The sequence below is a fragment of the Micromonospora sp. C97 genome (assembly GCF_018070385.1).
Taxonomy (GTDB): Bacteria; Actinomycetota; Actinomycetes; order Mycobacteriales; family Micromonosporaceae; genus Micromonospora; species Micromonospora parva.
In genome coordinates, this window is record NZ_JAGPXU010000019.1 from 84,930 (window position 1) to 104,649 (window position 19,720).

The 19,720-nt window shown below is 70.5% G+C and carries 20 protein-coding genes; 14 read left to right on the forward strand and 6 right to left on the reverse strand.

Going from position 1 to position 19,720, the window contains the following annotated elements:
* Positions 1-34: 34 nt before the first annotated feature.
* The 5 genes from dnaK (at position 35) to KBX26_RS22680 (ending at position 4,771) form a co-directional block, all read left to right on the forward strand.
* Complete coding sequence (gene dnaK, locus KBX26_RS22660; protein ID WP_030332082.1) at positions 35-1,894, forward strand: molecular chaperone DnaK; 1,860 nt, start codon at positions 35-37, stop codon at positions 1,892-1,894.
* A gap of 48 nt (positions 1,895-1,942) precedes the next feature.
* A complete protein-coding gene (gene grpE, locus KBX26_RS22665) occupies positions 1,943-2,701 on the forward strand; it encodes a nucleotide exchange factor GrpE (protein WP_210866380.1) in 759 nt (252 codons plus the stop codon).
* Positions 2,702-2,786: 85 nt separating this feature from the next.
* Positions 2,787-3,968 (forward strand): molecular chaperone DnaJ, encoded by a 1,182-nt coding sequence (dnaJ, locus tag KBX26_RS22670; RefSeq protein ID WP_030332085.1) that lies wholly within the window; start codon positions 2,787-2,789, stop codon positions 3,966-3,968.
* Between the two features lie 30 nt (positions 3,969-3,998).
* Positions 3,999-4,439 carry a heat shock protein transcriptional repressor HspR gene (locus KBX26_RS22675; RefSeq protein WP_030332087.1) on the forward strand — a complete coding sequence of 147 codons (441 nt, stop codon included), beginning with the start codon at positions 3,999-4,001 and terminating at the stop codon, positions 4,437-4,439.
* A gap of 137 nt (positions 4,440-4,576) precedes the next feature.
* Positions 4,577-4,771: a hypothetical protein gene (locus tag KBX26_RS22680; protein WP_030332091.1), complete on the forward strand. Its 195-nt coding sequence runs from the start codon at positions 4,577-4,579 to the stop codon at positions 4,769-4,771.
* A 314-nt stretch (positions 4,772-5,085) separates the two neighbouring features.
* Here the strand turns inward: KBX26_RS22680 and KBX26_RS22685 are convergent, their stop codons facing one another.
* The 4 genes from KBX26_RS22685 to KBX26_RS22700 form a co-directional block, all read right to left on the reverse strand.
* Positions 5,086-5,517, reverse strand: a complete 432-nt coding sequence (locus KBX26_RS22685; RefSeq protein WP_030332093.1) for a hypothetical protein — start codon at positions 5,515-5,517, stop codon at positions 5,086-5,088.
* A gap of 182 nt (positions 5,518-5,699) precedes the next feature.
* Positions 5,700-6,914, reverse strand: coding sequence for a cation:proton antiporter (locus tag KBX26_RS22690; protein ID WP_030332095.1), 1,215 nt, complete (start codon positions 6,912-6,914; stop codon positions 5,700-5,702).
* Positions 6,915-6,919: 5 nt separating this feature from the next.
* The gene (locus tag KBX26_RS22695; RefSeq protein WP_030332098.1) at positions 6,920-7,420 is read right to left on the reverse strand and encodes a cation:proton antiporter regulatory subunit; all 501 of its coding nucleotides are present in this window, start codon (positions 7,418-7,420) and stop codon (positions 6,920-6,922) included.
* Between the two features lie 137 nt (positions 7,421-7,557).
* The gene (locus KBX26_RS22700; RefSeq protein WP_030332100.1) at positions 7,558-8,703 is read right to left on the reverse strand and encodes an epoxide hydrolase family protein; all 1,146 of its coding nucleotides are present in this window, start codon (positions 8,701-8,703) and stop codon (positions 7,558-7,560) included.
* An 85-nt stretch (positions 8,704-8,788) separates the two neighbouring features.
* On the opposite strand from KBX26_RS22700, the gene KBX26_RS22705 reads away from it, so the two are divergent.
* From KBX26_RS22705 to KBX26_RS22745, 9 genes are all read left to right on the forward strand, one after another.
* Positions 8,789-9,433, forward strand: a complete 645-nt coding sequence (locus KBX26_RS22705; RefSeq protein WP_210866381.1) for a TetR/AcrR family transcriptional regulator — start codon at positions 8,789-8,791, stop codon at positions 9,431-9,433.
* Positions 9,434-9,518: 85 nt separating this feature from the next.
* Positions 9,519-12,110: an ATP-dependent chaperone ClpB gene (gene clpB, locus KBX26_RS22710; protein WP_210866382.1), complete on the forward strand. Its 2,592-nt coding sequence runs from the start codon at positions 9,519-9,521 to the stop codon at positions 12,108-12,110.
* Positions 12,111-12,224: 114 nt separating this feature from the next.
* Entirely contained in the window at positions 12,225-12,605 is a 381-nt protein-coding gene (locus KBX26_RS22715; RefSeq protein ID WP_030332106.1) for a hypothetical protein, read from the forward strand.
* 121 nt (positions 12,606-12,726) lie between these two features.
* Positions 12,727-13,338, forward strand: a complete 612-nt coding sequence (locus tag KBX26_RS22720; protein ID WP_210866383.1) for a DUF4178 domain-containing protein — start codon at positions 12,727-12,729, stop codon at positions 13,336-13,338.
* Between the two features lie 91 nt (positions 13,339-13,429).
* A complete protein-coding gene (locus KBX26_RS22725) occupies positions 13,430-14,224 on the forward strand; it encodes a hypothetical protein (RefSeq protein WP_210859999.1) in 795 nt (264 codons plus the stop codon).
* A 72-nt stretch (positions 14,225-14,296) separates the two neighbouring features.
* Positions 14,297-14,938, forward strand: a complete 642-nt coding sequence (locus KBX26_RS22730; protein ID WP_030332119.1) for a hypothetical protein — start codon at positions 14,297-14,299, stop codon at positions 14,936-14,938.
* Between the two features lie 10 nt (positions 14,939-14,948).
* Positions 14,949-15,758: an SDR family oxidoreductase gene (locus KBX26_RS22735; RefSeq protein ID WP_210860001.1), complete on the forward strand. Its 810-nt coding sequence runs from the start codon at positions 14,949-14,951 to the stop codon at positions 15,756-15,758.
* 169 nt (positions 15,759-15,927) lie between these two features.
* Positions 15,928-16,467, forward strand: coding sequence for an orotate phosphoribosyltransferase (pyrE, locus tag KBX26_RS22740; RefSeq protein ID WP_112586136.1), 540 nt, complete (start codon positions 15,928-15,930; stop codon positions 16,465-16,467).
* A 57-nt stretch (positions 16,468-16,524) separates the two neighbouring features.
* Positions 16,525-16,902 carry a helix-turn-helix transcriptional regulator gene (locus tag KBX26_RS22745; RefSeq protein WP_030332125.1) on the forward strand — a complete coding sequence of 126 codons (378 nt, stop codon included), beginning with the start codon at positions 16,525-16,527 and terminating at the stop codon, positions 16,900-16,902.
* A 166-nt stretch (positions 16,903-17,068) separates the two neighbouring features.
* On the opposite strand, the gene KBX26_RS22750 is transcribed toward KBX26_RS22745, so the two are convergent.
* Positions 17,069-17,890: a DedA family protein gene (locus tag KBX26_RS22750; protein WP_030332126.1), complete on the reverse strand. Its 822-nt coding sequence runs from the start codon at positions 17,888-17,890 to the stop codon at positions 17,069-17,071.
* Positions 17,891-18,049: 159 nt separating this feature from the next.
* On the reverse strand, positions 18,050-19,636 hold the full coding sequence (locus KBX26_RS22755) for an LPXTG cell wall anchor domain-containing protein (protein ID WP_210866384.1): 1,587 nt from the start codon (positions 19,634-19,636) through the stop codon (positions 18,050-18,052).
* Between the last annotated feature and the right edge of the window lie 84 nt (positions 19,637-19,720).

Genomic DNA, 19,720 nt, shown 5'->3' on the forward strand with positions numbered 1-19,720 from the left:
CACCTGCACAACCTTACGAAGCGAGGAAGCGAACATGGCACGTGCGGTCGGTATCGACCTCGGCACGACGAACTCCTGCGTCAGCGTTCTCGAGGGCGGTGAACCCACCGTCATCGCCAACGCTGAGGGGTCGCGGACGACTCCGTCGATCGTCGCGTTCGCCCGCAACGGCGAGGTGCTCGTCGGTGAGGTCGCCAAGCGCCAGGCGGTGACCAACCCGGACCGGACGATCCGGTCGGTCAAGCGCGAGGTCGGCACGAACTGGTCCGTCGACATCGACGGCAAGAAGTACACCCCGCAGGAGATCTCCGCCCGGACGCTGATGAAGCTCAAGCGGGACGCCGAGGCGTACCTGGGTGAGCAGATCACCGACGCGGTGATCACCGTTCCGGCCTACTTCAACGACAGCCAGCGGCAGGCCACCAAGGAGGCCGGTGAGATCGCCGGCTTCAACGTGCTGCGGATCGTCAACGAGCCGACCGCGGCCGCCCTGGCGTACGGGCTGGACAAGGGCTCCAAGGAGCAGACCGTCCTGGTCTTCGACCTCGGCGGCGGCACCTTCGACGTGTCGCTGCTGGAGCTGGCCGAGGGCGTCATCGAGGTCAAGTCGACCAGCGGTGACAACCACCTCGGCGGCGACGACTGGGACCAGCGGATCATCGACCACCTGGTCAAGACGTTCCGTGGTGAGCACGGCATCGACCTCGGCCAGGACAAGATGGCCCTCCAGCGGCTCCGTGAGGCCGCTGAGAAGGCCAAGATCGAGCTGTCCGCCGCCACCACCACCAACATCAACCTGCCGTACATCACCGCTGGCGCGGCCGGCCCGCTGCACCTGGACGTGACGCTCAGCCGCGCCGAGTTCCAGCGGATGACGCAGGACCTGCTGGACCGTTGCAAGGGCCCGTTCGAGCAGGCCGTGAAGGACGCCGGGATCAAGATCTCCGACGTCGAGCACGTCATCCTGGTCGGCGGTTCGACCCGGATGCCCGCCGTGACCGACCTGGTCAAGCAGCTCACCGGCCGCGACCCCAACAAGGGCGTCAACCCGGACGAGGTCGTCGCCGTCGGCGCCGCCCTCCAGGCCGGTGTGCTCAAGGGTGAGGTCAAGGACGTCCTGCTGCTCGACGTGACCCCGCTGAGCCTGGGCATCGAGACCAAGGGCGGCATCTTCACCAAGCTGATCGAGCGCAACACCACCATCCCGACCAAGCGCTCCGAGGTCTTCACCACGGCTGACGACAACCAGCCGTCGGTGCTGATCCAGGTGTTCCAGGGCGAGCGGGAGATCGCGGCCTACAACAAGAAGCTCGGCACCTTCGAGCTGACCGGCCTCCCGCCGGCGCCGCGCGGCGTGCCGCAGATCGAGGTCGCCTTCGACATCGACGCCAACGGCATCGTCAACGTGCACGCCAAGGACCTGGGCACCGGCAAGGAACAGAAGATGACGATCACCGGCGGCTCGTCGCTGCCGAAGGACGACATCGAGCGGATGCGCCGGGACGCCGAGGAGCACGCGGAGGAGGACAAGCGCCGCCGCGACGACGCCGAGACCCGCAACGTGGCCGAGGCACTGCAGTGGCAGACCGAGAAGTTCCTCGCCGAGAGCGGCGACAAGCTGCCCAGCGAGAACCGTGAGCAGCTCAACGAGGCGCTCGGCGAGCTGCGCGGCGCCCTCGGCGGGCAGGATGTCGAGAAGATCAAGTCCGCGCACGAGAAGCTGGCGCAGGTCTCCCAGCAGGCCGGCTCGCTGCTCTACTCGCAGCAGGCCGAGCAGGGTCAGCAGCCGGGTGGCGAGCCCGGCCCGGGTGCGACCGGCGCGACCGGCGCACAGGCCGGCGGCGCCGACGACGTGGTCGACGCGGAAATCGTGGACGAGGACGGCAAGAAGTGACCGTCGGCCTCCGACACGTGTCCACCGCGAAGGGGATGAGGTAGCCGCATGACGCAGAAGCCACGAGCCGCCGACCCGGGCGAGACCGGGTCGACGCCGGGTGGCTCCGCGCCCACGGAGCAGACCACCGGCGACGGGGAGCGGGTCGTCATCCGTAACAACCGCAAGCTCGTCGACACCGCCGAGCCGGAGGGCACCGCCGCCGACGCCGAGGCCGGCGTGCCGGCCGAGGGCCTGGTCGAGGACGCCGAGGTCGTGGTCGACGAGATCGAGGTCGAGGTCAACGCCACCGACGGGCCGGAACCGTCCGGCCCGCCGGTGGTGGACGCCCCGGCTCAGCCGGTGGACGGCGGCGGCACGGGCACCTCGCTCGGTGCCGAGCTGGAGGCGCTCCGGGCCGAGCTCGACGAGCGGACCAGGGACCTGCAGCGGGTGTCGGCGGAGTACGCCAACTACCGCAAGCGGGTCGACCGTGACCGCAGCCTCGTGCAGGAGCAGGCGACCGGCTCGGTGCTGGCCGCGCTGCTGCCGATCCTGGACGACCTGGACCGGGCCCGGGAACACGGCGACCTGGTCGGGCCGTTCGGCACGGTGGCGGAACAGCTCACCACCGCGCTGGGCAAGTTCGGCCTGAACGCCTTCGGCGAGCAGGGCGACCCGTTCGACCCGACCCGGCACGAGGCGGTCGCGCACCAGACCTCGGCCGACGTCAGCGAGCCGACCTGCGTGCAGGTCATGCGACGCGGCTACCAGCTCGGTGAGCGGCTGCTGCGCCCCGCGCTGGTAGCGGTCGCGGATCCGGAATAGTGCCAGCCAGTGACCAGGCCGTCCCGCCCACCGCGCAGCGGTGGGCGGGACGGCCGGGCCACCAGGGTCGGAAGGAGGTGGACCGGTGAGTTCGAAGGACTGGATCGAGAAGGACTTCTACGCCGTGCTCGGCGTGGACAAGGCCGCCTCCGCGGATGACATCAAGAAGGCGTACCGCAAGGTGGCCCGGGAGTCGCACCCGGACCACAACCCGGGCGACCCGAAGGCCGAGGAGCGGTTCAAGGCCGCGTCCGAGGCGTACAACGTGCTGTCGGACAGCGGCCGCCGCCGCGAGTACGACGAGATGCGCTCGCTCTTCGGCTCGGGCGCGTTCCGGCGCAACGCCCGGGGTGGTGGCCAGCCGGGTGGCATGCCATTCGACGTCTCCGACATGTTCGGTGGCGGCGGAGGCGGCGATCGCCGCTTCGGAGGCGCCGGCTTCCAGGACCTGTTCAGCTCGATCTTCAGCGGCGGTCAGGCCGGTGGGCAGGCCGCGCCCCGCGGTCCGGCCCGTGGCCGGGACGTGGAGACCGAGGTGGCGCTGGACTTCGGCGACGCGGTGCGCGGGGTGACGCTGCCCCTGACGCTGCGCGCGCCCGGGGTCTGCGACACCTGCCACGGCAACGGGGCCAAGCCCGGCACCCAGCCGCAGACCTGCCCGGTCTGCCACGGTGCCGGGGTGACCACCCGCAACCAGGGGTCGTTCAGCTTTTCCGAGCCGTGCCGCAACTGCCAGGGCGTCGGCACCGTGGTCGAGGAGAAGTGCCCGGAGTGCCACGGCAGCGGCGGTGTCACCAAGACCCGCACCATGAACGTGCGCTTCCCGGCCGGTGTGGCCGACGGTCAACGCATCCGTCTGGCCGGGCGCGGCGAGCCGGGCGAGCGCGGCGGTCCGGCCGGTGACCTCTTCGTGCACGTCAAGGTTCGGCCGGACGAGTTGTTCGGGCGTACCGGAGACGACCTGACGCTGACCGTTCCGGTGACCTTCGCGGAGGCCGTGCTCGGCACGGACCTGCGGGTGCCCACGCTCGACGGCGCGGTGACCCTGCGGGTTCCGCCGGGGACGCCGAGCGGGCGGGTGCTGCGGGCCCGGGGCAAGGGTGTGGTCCGCCGTGATGGGCAGGCTGGTGACCTGCTGGTGACGTTGGACGTGGTGGTGCCTGCCCGGTTGTCCGACGAGGCGCGCACGGCGCTGGAGTCGTTCGCCGAGCAGACTCCGCCGGCGGCCCGGGAACATCTCGACGCACGGGTGCGTCGAGTCAGTTAGTCCGGTGGAGGGGACGCGGAGGTGAGCGGGATGTCGGGCGAGTTCCTCGGTTCGGGCGACCCTGCCTACGAGGCCAAGGTGCTGATGATCTCGGTGGCGGCGCGGATGGCGGGGATGCACCCGCAGACGCTGCGCCAGTACGACCGACTCGGGCTGGTGCAGCCCGGTCGAGCGGCCGGTGGCGGGCGTCGTTACAGCGTCCGCGACGTGGTGCTGCTGCGCGAGGTGCAGCGGCTCAGCCAGGACGACGGGATCAACCTGGCCGGCGTCAAGCGGATCATCGGGCTGGAGCGGCTGCTGGAGCAGGCGCAGCAGCGGGTGGCCCGGCTGGAGGCGGAGCTGGACGCCGCGTATCGCCGGGTGGCCGAACTGGAGTCGCTGGCCCGCTTCCCGGGCCGGGATCTGGTGCCGACCAACCGCACCTCCACCGCCCTGGTGGTGTGGCGCCCTCGCCGCACGCCCGATCGCTGACCTGCCGCTCACCCGGAGCTGTCTGCCCGGCCCGGACCGCGCTGGATTTCCCGGCGCGGTCCGGGCCGCTTCGGTTAGCCTGTCGATAAGGGTTCAATCGGCTTAAATCGGACCCACCGGCATGGCGAGGGGGAGCGATGGCGGAGCCGGCGAAGAAGATGGCCCAGCAGACGGAGGACCGGTTGGAGAAACTGGCCGAGACCGTCCGCGAGAAGTTCGACAAGGTCACCGAGGGGACCTACCGGGACCGGATCATCGCGGGCCGGTTCGCCGAAGACGGCGAGCGCGGCGGCGAACCGGGCCGAGCCGAGACGGAACGCAAGCAGGACTGACCGGTGACCGACGTGCGGGCCGGGACCCACGGGGGGTCCCGGCCCGTTCGCCGTCGCCGGGTGCGGGCCGGGACGCGGGGCTTCCGCGCGGGGGTCGCGGCCCGTTCGCCGTGGTTGGGTGCGGGCCGGGACGCGGGGGCGCGGCGGCGGGGGTCCTATACCGAGCCTTTGGAGCTGAATCGTTTACGACATCACGCTGTGGTCCGCACCTGTCACGTCAGGGACCCCAACCGGTGAATCGTTTGCGACATCAGCTCCACAGCGGCGCAGGAACCAACACCCCGCTGCGCAGACCGCTGGCGATCAGCCCGCTCTCAACCGAGGCGGCGGTTTTCGCGGACCAGGCCGCCCTCGCACCAGTCCCGGTAGACGAAGAGATCCGGTCGGGCCAACAGCACCCGGCCGTTGTGCGCCCAGATCTTCATCAGCTCGTCGCCGTCCCGCTCGGCCTGTTCGACGAGCTTGCGGAAGCGGCGCTTCGGGTGGGCGCGGAAATTCGTCCGGATGCCGTCGGCCGCGTAGATGTACAGGCAGTGCAGCGCGAAACGCCGGGCCGGGCAGGTCGGATCCATCGCTAACTCGAAGAGCGTCAACACCAGTCGGTCGCCGGAGACCAGCAGGTCCCAGTCGGGTGGCATCGAGGCCAACGGCACCGAATCGGGCTTGTACGCCCAAGCTCGCAACTCCGCCGGAGTCGGATCGACGGGGTTGGCGAAGCCGTGGAACGTCGATTCCTGCACGCTCACCGGCCAACCTTCCGCTCTCGCCCGCGTTTTGGCAACGCTGCCTGCGGACCCTGGCTGCTGCGGCGAAACGGTAACCCGCCCACGCTTTGCTGCGGTAGCCCCCATGAGGAGCAATTCCGCAACCGTTGGCGGGAGGGGCATTACGCCCCTCCCGGTGGCCGTCCCGCGGGTTCAGGTGGTGCTCAATGCAGTGGGTCGGGGACCGGTGTCGACTCCCGCCGCTGGGCCGCCGCCCGAGTGCGCAACCACCGCTTGAACCACGGGAAGTCAGGCAGTCGGGCCAGAATCGGTCCGGTCACCACGGTGATCAGGACGTACGTCGCGGCCAGCGCCGCCAACCGTGGCTCGACGCTCCCGGCAGCCACCGCGAGCCCGGCGATGACGATGGAGAACTCGCCTCGGGGTACGAGTGCCAGGCCGGTCCGCCATCGACCGGGTTCCGCGATGCCGACACGGCGGGCGGCGAGGTAACCGGTGAGCGTCTTCGTCCCCATGGTGACCACGGCCAGGGCGAGTGCCGGCAGCAGGACCGGCGGGATGTCCTGCGGGTCGGTGGTCAGGCCGAAGAAGACGAAGAACACCGCGGCGAACAGGTCCCGCAGGGGTGAGAGCAGCTCGGTGGCGTGGTGCGCCACCGGGCCGGAGAGGGCGATGCCGACCAGGAACGCACCGACCGCCGCCGACACCTGGAGCGACGCGGCGATGCCGGCGATCAGCAGGGTCAGACCGAGTACGCCCAGAAGCAGCGCCTCCGGGTCCTTCGCCGACAGGGCGGCGGAGATGAGGTGGCCGTAGCGGATGGCGAGGACCAGCACGAGCAGTACGGTGCCCACCGCGACGGTGAGCGCGATCCCGCCGCCGAGCAGGCCGGTGCCGGCCAGGACGGCGGTGACGAGCGGCAGGTAGAGAGCCATCGCCAGGTCCTCGATGACGAGGACCGAGAGGATCACCGGGGTTTCCCGGTTACCGAGCCGGCCCAGGTCGGCGAGGACCTTCGCGATCACGCCGGAGGAGGAGACCCAGGTGATGCCGCCGAGTACCAGGGCGGCGACCCAGTCCCAGCCGAGCAGCAGGGCGAACCCCGCGCCGGGCAGCGCGTTGAGGACGCCGTCGATCAGCCCTGCCGGCGCTGCCGAGCGCAGGTTGCCGACGAGTTCGTTGGCCGAGTATTCCAGGCCGAGCATCACCAGCAGCAGGATGACGCCGATCTCGGCGCCGACGGCGAAGAACTCCTCGCTGGCGTCCAGCGGCAGCAGCCCGCCGTGCCCGAACGCCAGCCCGGCGAGCAGGTAGAGGGGGATGGGAGAGAGGCCGAAGCGCCGGCTGAGCCGGCTGAGGAGCCCAAGCAGCAGCAGCAGCGCACCGACTTCGATGAGCAGCGTGGTGAAATCGTGCATCCGCCTCAGCCGTCCGGGTCACTGTCGGCGAGGATGGCGGACACGCCGTCGAGACCCCTGCGGGTCCCGACAACGACCACCACGTCGCCGGCCGCGAAGCGGAAGGAGGGGAGTGGCGAAACGATCACTTCGCCTTCGCGCAGCACTGCCACGATGGAGGCGCTGGTGCGGGTACGCGCCTTGGTGTCGCCGAGCTTCCGGTTGACGTACGGCGACCCGGCCGTGATGGCGATCTGCTCGGTGAGCAGACCGGCGGCCTGCTCGCGGAGCCCGGAGAGCTGACCGAGCATCAGCGACGCACCGAGAATGTCGGCCAGTGCCTCGGCCTCGTCGTCGGTCAGCGGAATGTCCGACTGACAGGCGTCGGGGTCGTCGGGGTCGTAGAGGACGAGATCACGGCGGCCATTGCGGTGGGAGACAACGCCCAGGCGGCGTCCGGACTCCGTCACCAGATCGTGACGTACCCCGATCCCGGGTAAGGCGGTCTGCTCGACACGTACTCGCACTCACCCAGGCTACCGCTTCGTGAACAGAAGACAGATCTTGGAGGGAGCAGGCCCAACCGTGGGTGATCGACTCGGCCTTCACGATGTCGGGGTGTCCGGACAGCCCGGACACCCCGACCCTCAGCGAACCGAGTCGATCAATTCGGTCGGCGGAGGCTGGCGAAGAACTCGCTGATGTCGGTGACCAGCACCTCGGTGGCCTGGTGGGCTGCGTAGTGGCCGCCGACGTCGCCCCGACCGGCGACGTCGGTCGCGTACGCCGTCCACCGGACGATGTTCGCGTGGTCCCGTTCGGCGAAGCGGCGGATGGACTGGAAGTCGCCGGGGAACATGGCCAGCGCGGTCGGAGCGGTGGTCGGCCCGGCCGGCGGCTCGCCGGCGTGCGCGTCCTCCCAGTAGAGCCGGATCGCCGAGGCGGCGGTCCCGGTGAACCAGTAGAGCGCGACGTTGGCCAGGATGAAGTCGGCGTCCAGGCTCTCGTCGAAGAGTTGGGCGTTCCAGGCGAGCAGCCCCACCGGTGAGTCGGCCAGCCCGAACGCCAGGGTCTGCGGCTGCTGACTGTGCACCTGGTTGAAGGAGAACTTGTTCTCGTAGAACCACTGGAGGTGCCCGAGCGCCGCCTGGTCCGCCTCGGAGAGCCCGGCGAACTCGGCCGGGTCGCCGGAGGGGAACGAGAAGAGCTGGGTGACGTGGACGCCGAGCACCCGCTCCGGATCGATCCGGCCCAGCTCCGGCGCGATCATCGAGCCGGCGTCGTTGCCGACCGCGCCGTAGCTGTCGTACCCCAGGCGGTTCATCAGCTCGGCCCAGGCGCGGGCGATGCGGAACCGGTTCCAGCCGGCGTTGCGGGTCGGGCCGGAGAAGCCGAAGCCGGGCAGCGACGGGATGACCACGTGGAAGGCCGGCGCGTCCGGGTCGGTGGGCTCGGTGAGCGGGGCGATCACGTCGAGGTATTCCAGCACCGATCCGGGCCAGCCGTGGGTGAGCACCAGCGCGGTGGCGTCCGGCCGGGACGAGCGGACGTGCAGGAAGTGGATCTGCTCGCCGTCGATCTCGGTGACGAACTGGGGGTGGGCGTTCAGGCGGGCCTCGACGGCGCGCCAGTCGAACTCACCCCGCCACCTGTCGACGAGGGCGCGGACCCGCTCGGTGCCCATCCCGTAGGAGTCGCCCGCGCCGGGCAGGTCGGCGGGCCAGGTGGTGCGGCCCAGCCGGGCGGCCAGGTCGTCGAGGGCGGTCTGCGGGATCTCGACGCGGAACGGGCGGATCGCGGTGTCGCTCATGCCGGAACTCCTTCGGAACGGAATGTTTCGTTCTGCAATCACAGTAGCAGAGCGGAACGATCCGTTCCACTGTTAGGCTGACGACATGTCATCGACTTCCGGCAAGACGCTGGGCGGTCGCCGCGCCCAGGCCGCCCGCAATGACGAGGTCATCCTCGAAGCCGCCCGCGCCGTCTTCCTCGACGACCCGAAGGCCCCGATCGCCGCCGTCGCCGACCGCGCGGGCGTCGGCATCAGCGCGCTCTACCGGCGGTACGCGGGCAAGGAGGACCTGCTGCGTCAGCTCTGCCACGACGGGCTGCGCCGGTACGTCGCAGAGGCCGAGACCGCCCTCGCCGAGCCGGACGACTGGGCCGCGTTCACCGGCTTCCTGGGCCGGATCGTCGACGCTGACGTGCACTCGCTCACCGTCCACCTGGCCGGCACCTTCACCCCGACCGAGGAGATGGGGCGGGACGCGGTGCGCGCCGGTGAGCTGGCCAGCGCCCTGGTCGACCGGGCACGCGCCAGTGGACGGCTGCGCCCCGACGCCGTCGTCCAGGATCTGGGGTTGCTGTTGGAGGCGTGCGCCGCGGTGCGCGTACCCGATCCGGAGCGGACCCGCCAACTGCGCCGCCGGCAGCTCGCGGTCCTGCTGGCCGGCCTGTCGACGGTGCCGGACGCGGACCCGCTGCCCGGCCCGCCGCCGGCGGCCGGCGAGTTCGACTGGCGGTGGCGGCGCCGGGAGTGATGGGCGTCACGCGCTAAGGTTGAGCGGAATACGCTCAACTCTGGTTGTGTCCAATCCAGTGGACAACGCCGATCCGGGGGAGCCCATGAACACCGAAAGACTCACCACCAAGAGCCGGGAAACCATCACGGGCGCCGTCGCGTTGGCCAACCAGCGTGGTCACGCAACAGTGGAGCCCTGGCACCTGCTCCTGTCACTCCTGGACACCGACGGTTCGACAGCCACCGGTCTGCTGCGCGCCGTCGGGGCCGACCCGACCGAGCTGCGCCAGGCCGCCCAGCGTGCTGTCGACAACCTGCCTGCCGCCCGCGGCTCCAGCATCGCCGAGCCGACGTTGGCTCGGGAGTTCGTCAACGCCATCGGCGCCGCCGAGCAGATCGCCCGGCCGCTGGGCGACGAGTACACCTCCACCGAGCACCTGCTCGCCGGCCTGGCCCGGGTGGGCGGGGCGGTGTCCGGCGCGCTGAAGACCGTCGGCGCCACCGAGGAGGCTCTGGTCGCCGCCTTCCCGACCGTTCGCGGTGGGGACCGTCGGGTCACCACAGCCGACCCCGAGCAGACCTACCAGGCCCTGACCAAGTACGGCGTCGACCTCACCGCCAGCGCCCGGGACGGCAAGATCGACCCGGTCATCGGGCGGGACTCCGAGATCCGTCGGGTCATCCAGGTGCTCTCCCGGCGTACCAAGAACAACCCGGTGCTGATCGGCGAGCCCGGCGTCGGCAAGACCGCGATCGTCGAGGGTCTGGCCCAGCGGATCGTCACCGGCGACGTGCCCGAGTCGCTGCGCGACAAGAAGCTGATCTCGCTGGATCTCGGCGCGATGGTCGCCGGCGCGCAGTACCGCGGGCAGTTCGAGGAGCGGCTGAAGTCCGTCCTGGAGGAGATCAAGAACTCCAACGGGCAGGTCATCACGTTCCTCGACGAGCTGCACACAGTCGTCGGCGCCGGCAAGGGCGAGGGCTCGATGGACGCCGGCAACATGCTCAAGCCGATGCTGGCCCGTGGTGAGCTGCGGATGGTCGGCGCCACCACGCTTGACGAGTACCGCGAGCACATCGAGAAGGACCCGGCGCTGGAGCGCCGCTTCCAGCCGGTGCTCGTCGGTGAGCCGACCATCGAGGACACCATCGGCATCCTGCGCGGGCTCAAGGAGCGCTACGAGGTGCACCACGGCGTACGGATCACCGACGCCGCGCTGGTCGCCGCCGCGACCCTGTCCGACCGCTACATCACCGACCGGTTCCTGCCCGACAAGGCGATCGACCTGGTCGACGAGTCCGCGTCTCGGCTCCGGATGGAGATCGACTCCCGGCCGGTCGAGGTGGACGAGATCGAGCGGGCGGTCCGCCGGTTGGAGATCGAGGAGATGGCCCTGGCCAAGGAGCCGGACGCCGCCTCCGCCGAGCGACTGGAGCGACTGCGCAAGGAGCTGGCCGACAAGCGCGAGCAGCTCACCGTGCTCTCCGAGCGCTGGCAGACGGAGAAGAGCCACATCACCAAGCTCTCCACCGCCAAGGAGGAGTTGGAGCGCCTCGGTGGTGAGGCCGAGCGGGCCGAGCGGGACGGCGAGTTGGAACGTGCGGCCGAGCTGCGCTACGGCCGGATCCCCGCCCTGAAGGTCGAGCTGAAGCAGGCCGAGGAGGAGCTGGCCCAGCTCCAGGCCGACGGCGCGATGCTCAAGGAGGAGGTCGGCGCGGACGACATCGCCGCTGTGGTCGCCTCCTGGACCGGCATCCCCGCCGGCCGCCTGCTGGAGGGTGAGACGGCCAAGCTGCTGCGGATGGAGGAGTCGCTGGGCGGCCGGGTGGTCGGCCAGGGCGAAGCGGTCGGCGCGGTCTCCGACGCGGTACGCCGCGCCCGCGCCGGCATCGCCGACCCCGATCGGCCGACCGGCAGCTTCCTCTTCCTCGGCCCCACCGGCGTCGGCAAGACGGAGCTGGCCAAGGCCCTCGCCGAGTTCCTCTTCGACGACGAGCGGGCGATGGTCCGCATCGACATGAGCGAGTACGGCGAGAAGCACTCGGTCGCGCGCCTGGTGGGTGCGCCGCCCGGCTACGTCGGCTACAACGAGGGTGGTCAGCTCACCGAGGCGGTACGCCGACGGCCGTACTCGGTGGTGCTGCTGGACGAGGTGGAGAAGGCCCACCCGGACGTCTTCGACGTGCTGCTCCAGGTGCTCGACGACGGGCGGCTCACCGACGGCCAGGGCCGCACTGTCGACTTCCGCAACGCGATCCTGATCCTCACGTCCAACCTCGGGTCGTCGGTGATCAGCGATCTGACCCTCGCCGACGAGCAACGCCGGGAGGGTGTGCTGGCCGTGGTCCGGTCGCACTTCAAGCCGGAGTTCCTCAACCGGCTGGACGACATCGTGGTCTTCGCCTCGCTGCGCGGGGACGACCTGCGCTCCATCGTCGACATCCAGTTGGACCGGATGCGGCGGCGGTTGGCCGACCGCAGGTTGGGCCTGGAGGTCACCGATGCGGCCCGGGACTGGCTCGCCGAGCACGGCTACGACCCGATCTACGGCGCCCGTCCGCTGCGCCGCCTGGTGCAGACCGCGATCGGCGACCAGCTGGCGAAGGCGCTCCTGTCCGGCCAGATCCGCGACGGCGAAACGGTAAAGGTCGACCGCACCCCGGAAACCGGAACCCTCTCCATAACCCCCGCCTAATCCCCACCCCTCAACGCCGTGATCAAGAGGTTTGCGTCAGGTTCGCGTCTTCGCATGACGCAAACCTCTTGATCAACAGGGTGGGGCGGGGGTGGACGGGGAAAGGGGTGGGGCATGTTTGGGATTGGTAGGAAGTGGGAGCGGGACCTTGGTGCGGCCGCCGACGAGTTGGCGGCGGCTGACACGCTCGCCTTCGGGGGAGTTGGCCTCGCCGGCACGTTGTTGCCGGTGACGGAGGCGTACGAGCGGGTGTCGGCGGCCCTCGACGACCACCCCGAGGAGGTCCGCCGCCAACTCGACCGGGTGCTTGCCGACGGCACACCCGCTGGCCGGGCGTACGCGGCCACGCTGCTGGAGCGTGTCGACCCGGCGGCGGCCCGAGCGGCGTGGACGTCGCTGCGGGACGACCCGAGCGAGTTCACCACCTTCGTCGGCTGCGTCATGGACCGCGAAACCCTGGGCACCTACGCCAGCCGGCGGCTCGCCGCCGCCTGAGCCATGCGCAGCAGGCGGCGGCACCGGTGCCGTCGGTAGCTGAGCTGTCGGTCACGGTACGGGTCCCGCTGGTGCCGAAGGTTGTTACCGTCTGCGCCGACGAACCTGGGGAGGTAGTCGGGTGAACGCGCTGGTGACGTACCTGGCGGCGGCGCTTGCCGTGCTCGTGGTGACCGTGCTCCTGTTCGTCGCGCGGGCCCGCCGGACAACCCGGCCCGGCGGCCTGCCGCCGTCCGTCCGGTCAGCGGGCGGCCCGGCGCAGTCGCCGCGCGGTGGCCCGCTCCGCCTGACCCCCGGGGACCGCGTGCGGATCCGCGAGCGGGAGTACGCGGTGAGCGCCACCATCCGCCTGGTCGAGGGTGACTGGAGCTGGGTGCAGCACCTGCTCGACGACGGATCCGGCACCCGCCACCGGCTCTCCGTGGAGGACGGCCCCGAACTCGAGCTGGTGTTCTGGACCGCCGAACCGAGTGCCACCGTCACGCCGGGCGCCCCGACCATCGAACTCGGCGGGCGGCGCTTCACCTGGGCCGAGACCGGGCAGGCGCGATACACCGCCACGGGCGAGACCGAGCTGCCGTCGACCGGCACTATGCGCTACCACGACTACCAGTCCGGTGGCGCCGCGCGGCTCTCCTTCGAGGCGTACGGCGAAGAGGGCTGGCGGGTTTCCCGCGGTGACCTGCTCGGGCCCGCCGACCTGACGATCCACCCCACACCCGAGCTCCGCTGAGCTGGACCGGTGGGCGCGCCGGGCTCGTCGCGACATGCCGAACTGGCCGGTTGTCGATACGGTGTGGGCGCGATCTTAGGGAAGGAGAATCGTGGTCGATTCCCAGCGCACACCGGCCCGTCAGCGGCCATCCATTGTGTCGATTTCCAGTTACCTGCTCTTCCTGTTCCTGGCACTCCAGGTGATCAGCCTGATCATCACGCTCAGCACCTTCGGCAAGACGCGGGACGCGATTCGTGACGCGTATGCGGACAGCACCGCCGAGGGCGCCGACCAGGTGGCCGACGTCTTCGCCGTGATCGGCATCGGCGGCAGCGTCGTGCTGCTGCTGCTCGCGGTCGTGTTGGGCGTGCTGGCCCTCTTCAACAACCAGGGCCGCAACGGCGCCCGGATCACCACCTGGATCGTCGGCGGCATCATGGTCTGCTGCGTCGGCGGTGGCCTGCTCAGCAACGCGGCCGGCGGTCTCAACGCCGGTGGCGGGACCGGCGGCGACGGGCCCAGCCCCGAGGAGCTCCAGCGCCGCCTGGAGGAGGCCCTGCCCTCCTGGGCCACCCCGGTCAGCCTCCTGCTCAGCGTGCTCAGCCTGATCGCGCTGCTCACCGCGCTGATCCTGCTGGCGCTGCCGAAGGCGAACGAGTTCTTCCGCAAGCCCACCGCGGCCTGGGAGCCGCCGACCCCGGGTGCCAGCTACCCGGGCTACCCGCAGGCGCCGGGTCAGCCCGGCTACCCGCAGGCCTCCGGCGAGCCGGGCTATCCGTCGAGTGGGGAGCCGAGCTACCCGCCGCCGGCAGCGGACCGGCCGGACGCGACGCCGCCCACGGACCGGCCGGACGACACGCCGCCCACGGACCGGCCCGGGTCAACCCCGCCGTCGACGAGCTGACGGCTCGATAAGCACGACGCCGACGATCCCTCCGAGTAGGTTGCAACCCGACGCCTACCGGAGGGATTCGTCGTGTCGTACCCGGATTCGCCACCGGCCCGCCGGCCCGCCGCCGTCCTGTCGGCCGCGTCCGTGCTGTTGGTGATGGCGGTCGCCGCGCTCGCGTACGCCGTGGTCGATCTGGTGGTGCTGGGCGCGACGGTCGACGCGTTCCGTTCCGCCGCCGGCAACACGTCGGCGAGCCCGGAGCAGATCGACGACGTGGTGACCCTGCTCCGCGCCTCCATGGTGCTGTCGGCGGTGGTGGCGGTGCTCTCCGCGCCGCTGCTCGCCGGCCTGGCCCTCGGGCTGCTGGCCGGTCGCAACGGCGTGCGGGTGGCGACGTGGGTGGTCAGCGGGCTCGGCCTGCTCGCCGGCTGTTGCAGCGTGGCGGTGGTCGTCGGCGAACGGGCCGCGCCACTGCGGCTGGGCTCGGGCGAGCAGGCTCTCGCCGAGTTGCTGGGCCTGATCGGCGACGCGTACCCGTCCTGGTGGATTCCGCTCAACGCCGGGCTTTCCGTCGCACAGGGGCTCGGTTACCTTGTAGTAGCTACGCTGCTGGCGCTGCCCGCAACGAACAGCTGGTTCGGCCGCCACCGCTCGGCCACGCCAACCGCACCGCCCACGTTCACGCCCGCCCCGCACCAGCCCGCGCCCCCGTTCCCGCCCAGGTGAGGACCGCCACGTGACGCTCGACCCCACCACCGCCGAGCGGCGAGCCCTGATCACCGGGGCCACCGCCGGCATCGGCGCGGCGTTCACCCGGCGACTGGCCGCCGACGGCTGGCACCTGGTGCTGGTTGCCCGAGACGAGGCGCGGTTGAGTGAGCTGGCCACCGAGTTGGGTTCCGCGTACGGCCGCGAGGTGGAGACGATCCCGGCCGATCTGTCCACCGACGACGGATGTGCGACGGTGGAGCGGCGGCTCGCCGAGGGCAGCCCGGTGCACCTGCTGGTCAACAATGCGGGCATCAGCCTGAACAAACCGTTCCTGCGTTCCACGGCCGAGGACGAGGCACGACTGTTGCGCCTCAACGTGCACGCGGTCATGCGGTTGACCCTCGCGGCGGTTCGACCGATGACCGAACGGCGAAATGGGGCAGTGATAAATGTCTCTTCGGTCGCCGGTTTCGGTACGGCCATGCCCGGCTCGACCTACTCGGCCAGCAAGGCGTGGGTGACCAACTTCAGCGAGTCCGTCGGCCAGTCGACGCGGCCGTTCGGCGTTCAGGTGATGGCTCTCTGCCCCGGCTACACCCGCACGGAATTCCACCAGCGGGCCGGCATCAACATGTCCAAGACGCCGGAGTGGCTGTGGCTGCGAGCCGAGGATGTGGTCGACGAAGCCTTGCGTGACCTGCGCAAAGGCAAGATGGTCAGCATCCCGGCGTGGAAGTACAAGGTGGTCGTCGCCGGTATGCGACACGCGCCGCGCCGACTGCTCCAGGCGGTCGCCCGGGACACCCGCGGCCGGATCGGTCGCGACGAGCGCTGAGCTTCGACAGGCCCGTCGGCCCCGAGCCGGCGGCGGGACGGCGTTGGCGCGCCGCTGTCAGACCAGTCGCTGAGCGTAGTCGAACATCGCCAGTCATCGGTTCCCCCCGGGGCTGATCAGGGTGGACCCCGCACACGGCGTTCAGAGTTGCGCAGTAACCTCTATCGCCATGGGGGACCACGACGACCTGCGTAAATTCATTACCGACCTGGCTGTGGTCCATGGCCGGGTCGTGCTCTCGTCGGGGCGCGAGGCAGACTGGTACGTGGATCTGCGGCGCGTCACGCTCCATCACCGGGCCGCTCCTCTGGTCGGCCGGGTGTTGCTGGACCTCACCGCCGACTGGGAGTTCGACGCGGTCGGGGGCCTCACCCTTGGTGCGGACCCGGTCGCCCTCTCGATGCTGCACGCCGCCGCTCCGACCGGCCGGGCCCTGGACGCCTTTGTGGTGCGCAAGGCGGGCAAGGCCCACGGTCTTCAGCGGCGGATCGAGGGGCCCGAGGTGGCCGGCCGCCGCGTGTTGGCGGTGGAGGACACCTCCACGACGGGCGGAAGTGTTTTGACCGCTGTCGAGGCGCTTCGCGAGGCCGGGGCGGAAGTCGTGGGTGTGGTGGTTATTGTTGATCGAGGCGCCGGCGACGCGGTGCGAGCCGCCGGATTGCCGTACCGGGCGGCCTATACGTTGGCTGACCTCGGCCTTGTGGCGTAAAAGTCTGCCGATTCGGATCTGCTGATATGCAGGCGGATCGATGCTGCTGGTGGAAGGATGGAATACGTGGGAACTGCGTTGGCCGAAATGACTATGCCTCAGATCTCGCCGCTAAACGGCGAGCCGATCGAACGTGCCGATGCCGAGCGTCTGGCCGGGGTCCTCAAGGCCCTTGCTGACCCTGCTCGGTTGCGGCTGCTCAGCCTGATCCAGTCGGCCCCCGAGGGCGAGGCGTGCGTCTGTGACCTGACCGCACCGCTCGGCCTCTCTCAGCCGACGGTCAGTCATCACCTGCGTATCCTCACCGAGGCCGGCTTGTTGCAGCGGGAGAAGCGCGGTGTCTGGGCGTACTACAGCCTGGTCCCGAGTGCGATCGCGACGATCGCCGACCTGCTGACCCCGCCGCGTAAGCGAGCCACCAAGAAGGCTCGCTGACGTAGGCATCACACGCCGCCCCGAGCCGGGGCGGCGTCCGGTGGCGAGCCAGGGGTGGCGCCACCGGTGGTTGACACCTGCTCGTCCCCGGTCGCACCGCCGGAGGCCGGGTTCGACACGCTGACGGCCGACCCCCTCGCCAGGGGGCCGGCCGTCGTCGTACCCCTCAGCGGTCCTGACCGTGCTCCGGGCGCTGCTGGCCGTGCGGGTGCCGGTCGTGGTCGAACGCCTCGCGGGCCGCCTCCACCGCTCCGGCGGCACTGGCCGCCGCGACCATCGCGACCGCCTCGCCGCGCTTGCGAGCCCGCCGGTCGCGAAGGAACTCGAAGAAGATCGGCAGCACCGAGATCAGGATGATCAGGGCGACCACCGGCAGGATGTAGTGGTCGATCTTGTCGCCGATGGCCTGGTAGATCTGCTCGGCCAGCAGGTAGCCGATCAGCAGGATGCCGTCCACCCAGAGCACCGCGCCGACGATGTTCCACAGCAGGAACTTCTTGGCCGGCATGCCGAGCGCGCCCGCGACCGGGTTGAGGAACGTCCGGACGATCGGAATGAAGCGCGCCAGCACCACCGCCTTAGCCGGGCCGAACTTCTGGAAGTAGTACTCGGCCTTCTCCACGTACTCCTTCTTGAAGAGCCGCGAGTTCGGCCGTTCGAACATCGGCCGGCCGTACCGCGCGCCGAGCCAGTGCCCCAGCTGGGCGCCGACGATCGCGCAGATCGGGCCACCGATCAGCAGGCCGGCAAGGGAGAGGCGGGTGCCGTCGCCGAAGATCGCGTCCGCGACCGGTGACGAGGCGACCCCGGCGAGGAACAGCAGCGAGTCACCCGGGAAGAAGAAGCCCACCAGCAGGCCGGTCTCGGCGAAGAGGATCACCCACACGCCGATCAGTCCGAAGGTCTGCAACAGATCCTTGGGATCGAGCGGGTTCAGGGCGACGCTCTCCACGAGAGCGCGGGTCTTCTCAGCTGTGTCCACGGCCACAAAGGGTACCGAAGCCCGGGGCCCCGGCCGCGCCGGACCGGCCCCTCACCACCCGCCCGCGCCGTACGGCGCGGGCGGCAGCGTCCCGGCGTCGTGGGGTGCAACGACGGTGCCCCGCCGAACGTGGTGGTCGACGGGGCACCGGTGCCGCGGGGTGGATCAGGCGACGAAGCGGGTCCGGCGGCGCTTGGCCACCAGGTAGCCGCCGACGCCCGCGGCGAGCAGCAGCGCGCCGAGGCCGGCGATCAGGCCGGTGGACTGGCCGGTGATCGGCAGCGAACCACCGTCGCCGTCGCCGTCGCCGTCGCCGTCACCGTCGCCACCGCCCGTGCCGCCGGCCGCGTTCACCAGGATCTTGGCGACGTCGTTGGCCGGCTTCAGATCGTCGTAGAAGCCGCCCTCGCACTCGCACGGCACGTTGACCTTGACGGTGCCGGTGGCGTTGGCGATCACCTTGTCGATCCGGAACGTGAACTCACCGGTCAGCGTCTCGCCCGCAGGTGCGAACGGGCCCGGGTAGCAGCGGTACTCGCCGGCGCCGGGGCTGCCCGCCTCCGGCCACTCAACGTCGTTACCGGTCCGCGGCGCGCACTCCATCGGCACCGCGATGGCGGTGGTGCCGGTCGGCACCGTCACGTCGACGTACGTCACGTTGGCCTCGCTGCGGAGGTAGTCCAGCGTTGCCGGACCGTTGTTGCGGAAACCGAGGGCAGCGGTCAGCTCGGCGCCCTTCTTGCCGTTGAGCGTGGCACCGACGGCTTCCAGGTCGGCCCCGTTCTTGCCGGTGACGTCGACAGCCAGCCCGCTGAAGTTGTTGTTGGGTTCGGTGTCGGTCTGCACGGCACGGGCCGCGCGAGCGGCGGAGACCGCCTTCAGCGACAGCGTCTTGCCGTTGCCGCGGCGGGCCTTCTCCGCGCCGGCCTCGTCGCGGATCGCGAGGAGGTCCTCGAAGTCGGCCGGGGTCATGAACCAGGCGTAGCTGTTTTCGCGACCCGGCGCATAGGTGTCGGTGGCCAGCTCGTAGTTGAAGGTGGCCGTCGCGCCAGCGGAGGCCGGGATCTTCTCATCGAAGATGCAGGCGAAGAGGAAGTCCTCGGCGTAGAGGCAGTTGTCGAACCGCTCCTTGGTCCGGATGCCGTAGTCGGTGTCGAACATGGCCACGACACCATCGACCTCGGTCGTGCCGACATTGAACACCGTCACCGGGGCCTGGAACTTGCCGCCGGGTGCCGCCGTCACCGTGGTGTCCGGCCCGCCCTGCAGGTCGACGCCCTCGCCGACCCGGACCCGGGAGGTGTAGCTGGCGATGTCCTTACCGGCGGCCTTGAGGCTGATCTTCAGCTCGCCGGTGTCGCCGTTCGTCGCCTTGTCGGTCGGCGCGATGACGACCTCGCCGAAGAAGCCGCCGAACAGCTCGTCAATGGTCACCGGGACCTGTTCGCGGCAGAGAAGTACGCCATCGCCGTCGGCGGCGCAGTCGTTGCCGCTCTCGCCCGCCAGCGTGATCTTGCCGGCGAGGCTGCTGTAGTCGTAACGCACCGAGACCTCGTTGAGCACCGTGGACTCGCTGCTGTACAGGGACGGAGACCGGACGACGCCAGCAGAGTCGGCGGCGACGGTGACGTCCTGGAAGTACAGGTCGAACTCGGCCGCAGGGGCGGCGAAGGCGGGGGTGGCGGAGGCGGCGACGAACGCGCCTGCGACGCCCAGCCCGGCGAGCCAACGCCGGGTGGAGTGGGTGAGCATGAGGGGGTTCCTCCAGTTGGGGGATCAGGTGGAGCCTGCGGATCTTAAGGAATCGCTCAGGCTCACTGCACCCCGTGGAGCCGC

Excerpts from the sequence above, each read along its gene's own strand:
- dnaK (WP_030332082.1), top strand. The coding sequence starts at position 35 with ATGGCACGTGCGGTCGGTATCGACCTCGGCACGACGAACTCCTGCGTC.
- grpE (WP_210866380.1), top strand. The coding sequence starts at position 1,943 with ATGACGCAGAAGCCACGAGCCGCCGACCCGGGCGAGACCGGGTCGACG.
- KBX26_RS22675 (WP_030332087.1), top strand. The coding sequence starts at position 3,999 with ATGTCGGGCGAGTTCCTCGGTTCGGGCGACCCTGCCTACGAGGCCAAG.
- KBX26_RS22680 (WP_030332091.1), top strand. The coding sequence starts at position 4,577 with ATGGCGGAGCCGGCGAAGAAGATGGCCCAGCAGACGGAGGACCGGTTG.
- KBX26_RS22690 (WP_030332095.1), bottom strand. The coding sequence starts at position 6,914 with ATGCACGATTTCACCACGCTGCTCATCGAAGTCGGTGCGCTGCTGCTG.
- KBX26_RS22700 (WP_030332100.1), bottom strand. The coding sequence starts at position 8,703 with ATGAGCGACACCGCGATCCGCCCGTTCCGCGTCGAGATCCCGCAGACC.
- KBX26_RS22705 (WP_210866381.1), top strand. The coding sequence starts at position 8,789 with ATGTCATCGACTTCCGGCAAGACGCTGGGCGGTCGCCGCGCCCAGGCC.
- clpB (WP_210866382.1), top strand. The coding sequence starts at position 9,519 with ATGAACACCGAAAGACTCACCACCAAGAGCCGGGAAACCATCACGGGC.
- KBX26_RS22715 (WP_030332106.1), top strand. The coding sequence starts at position 12,225 with ATGTTTGGGATTGGTAGGAAGTGGGAGCGGGACCTTGGTGCGGCCGCC.
- pyrE (WP_112586136.1), top strand. The coding sequence starts at position 15,928 with ATGGGGGACCACGACGACCTGCGTAAATTCATTACCGACCTGGCTGTG.
- KBX26_RS22745 (WP_030332125.1), top strand. The coding sequence starts at position 16,525 with ATGGAATACGTGGGAACTGCGTTGGCCGAAATGACTATGCCTCAGATC.
- KBX26_RS22755 (WP_210866384.1), bottom strand. The coding sequence starts at position 19,636 with ATGCTCACCCACTCCACCCGGCGTTGGCTCGCCGGGCTGGGCGTCGCA.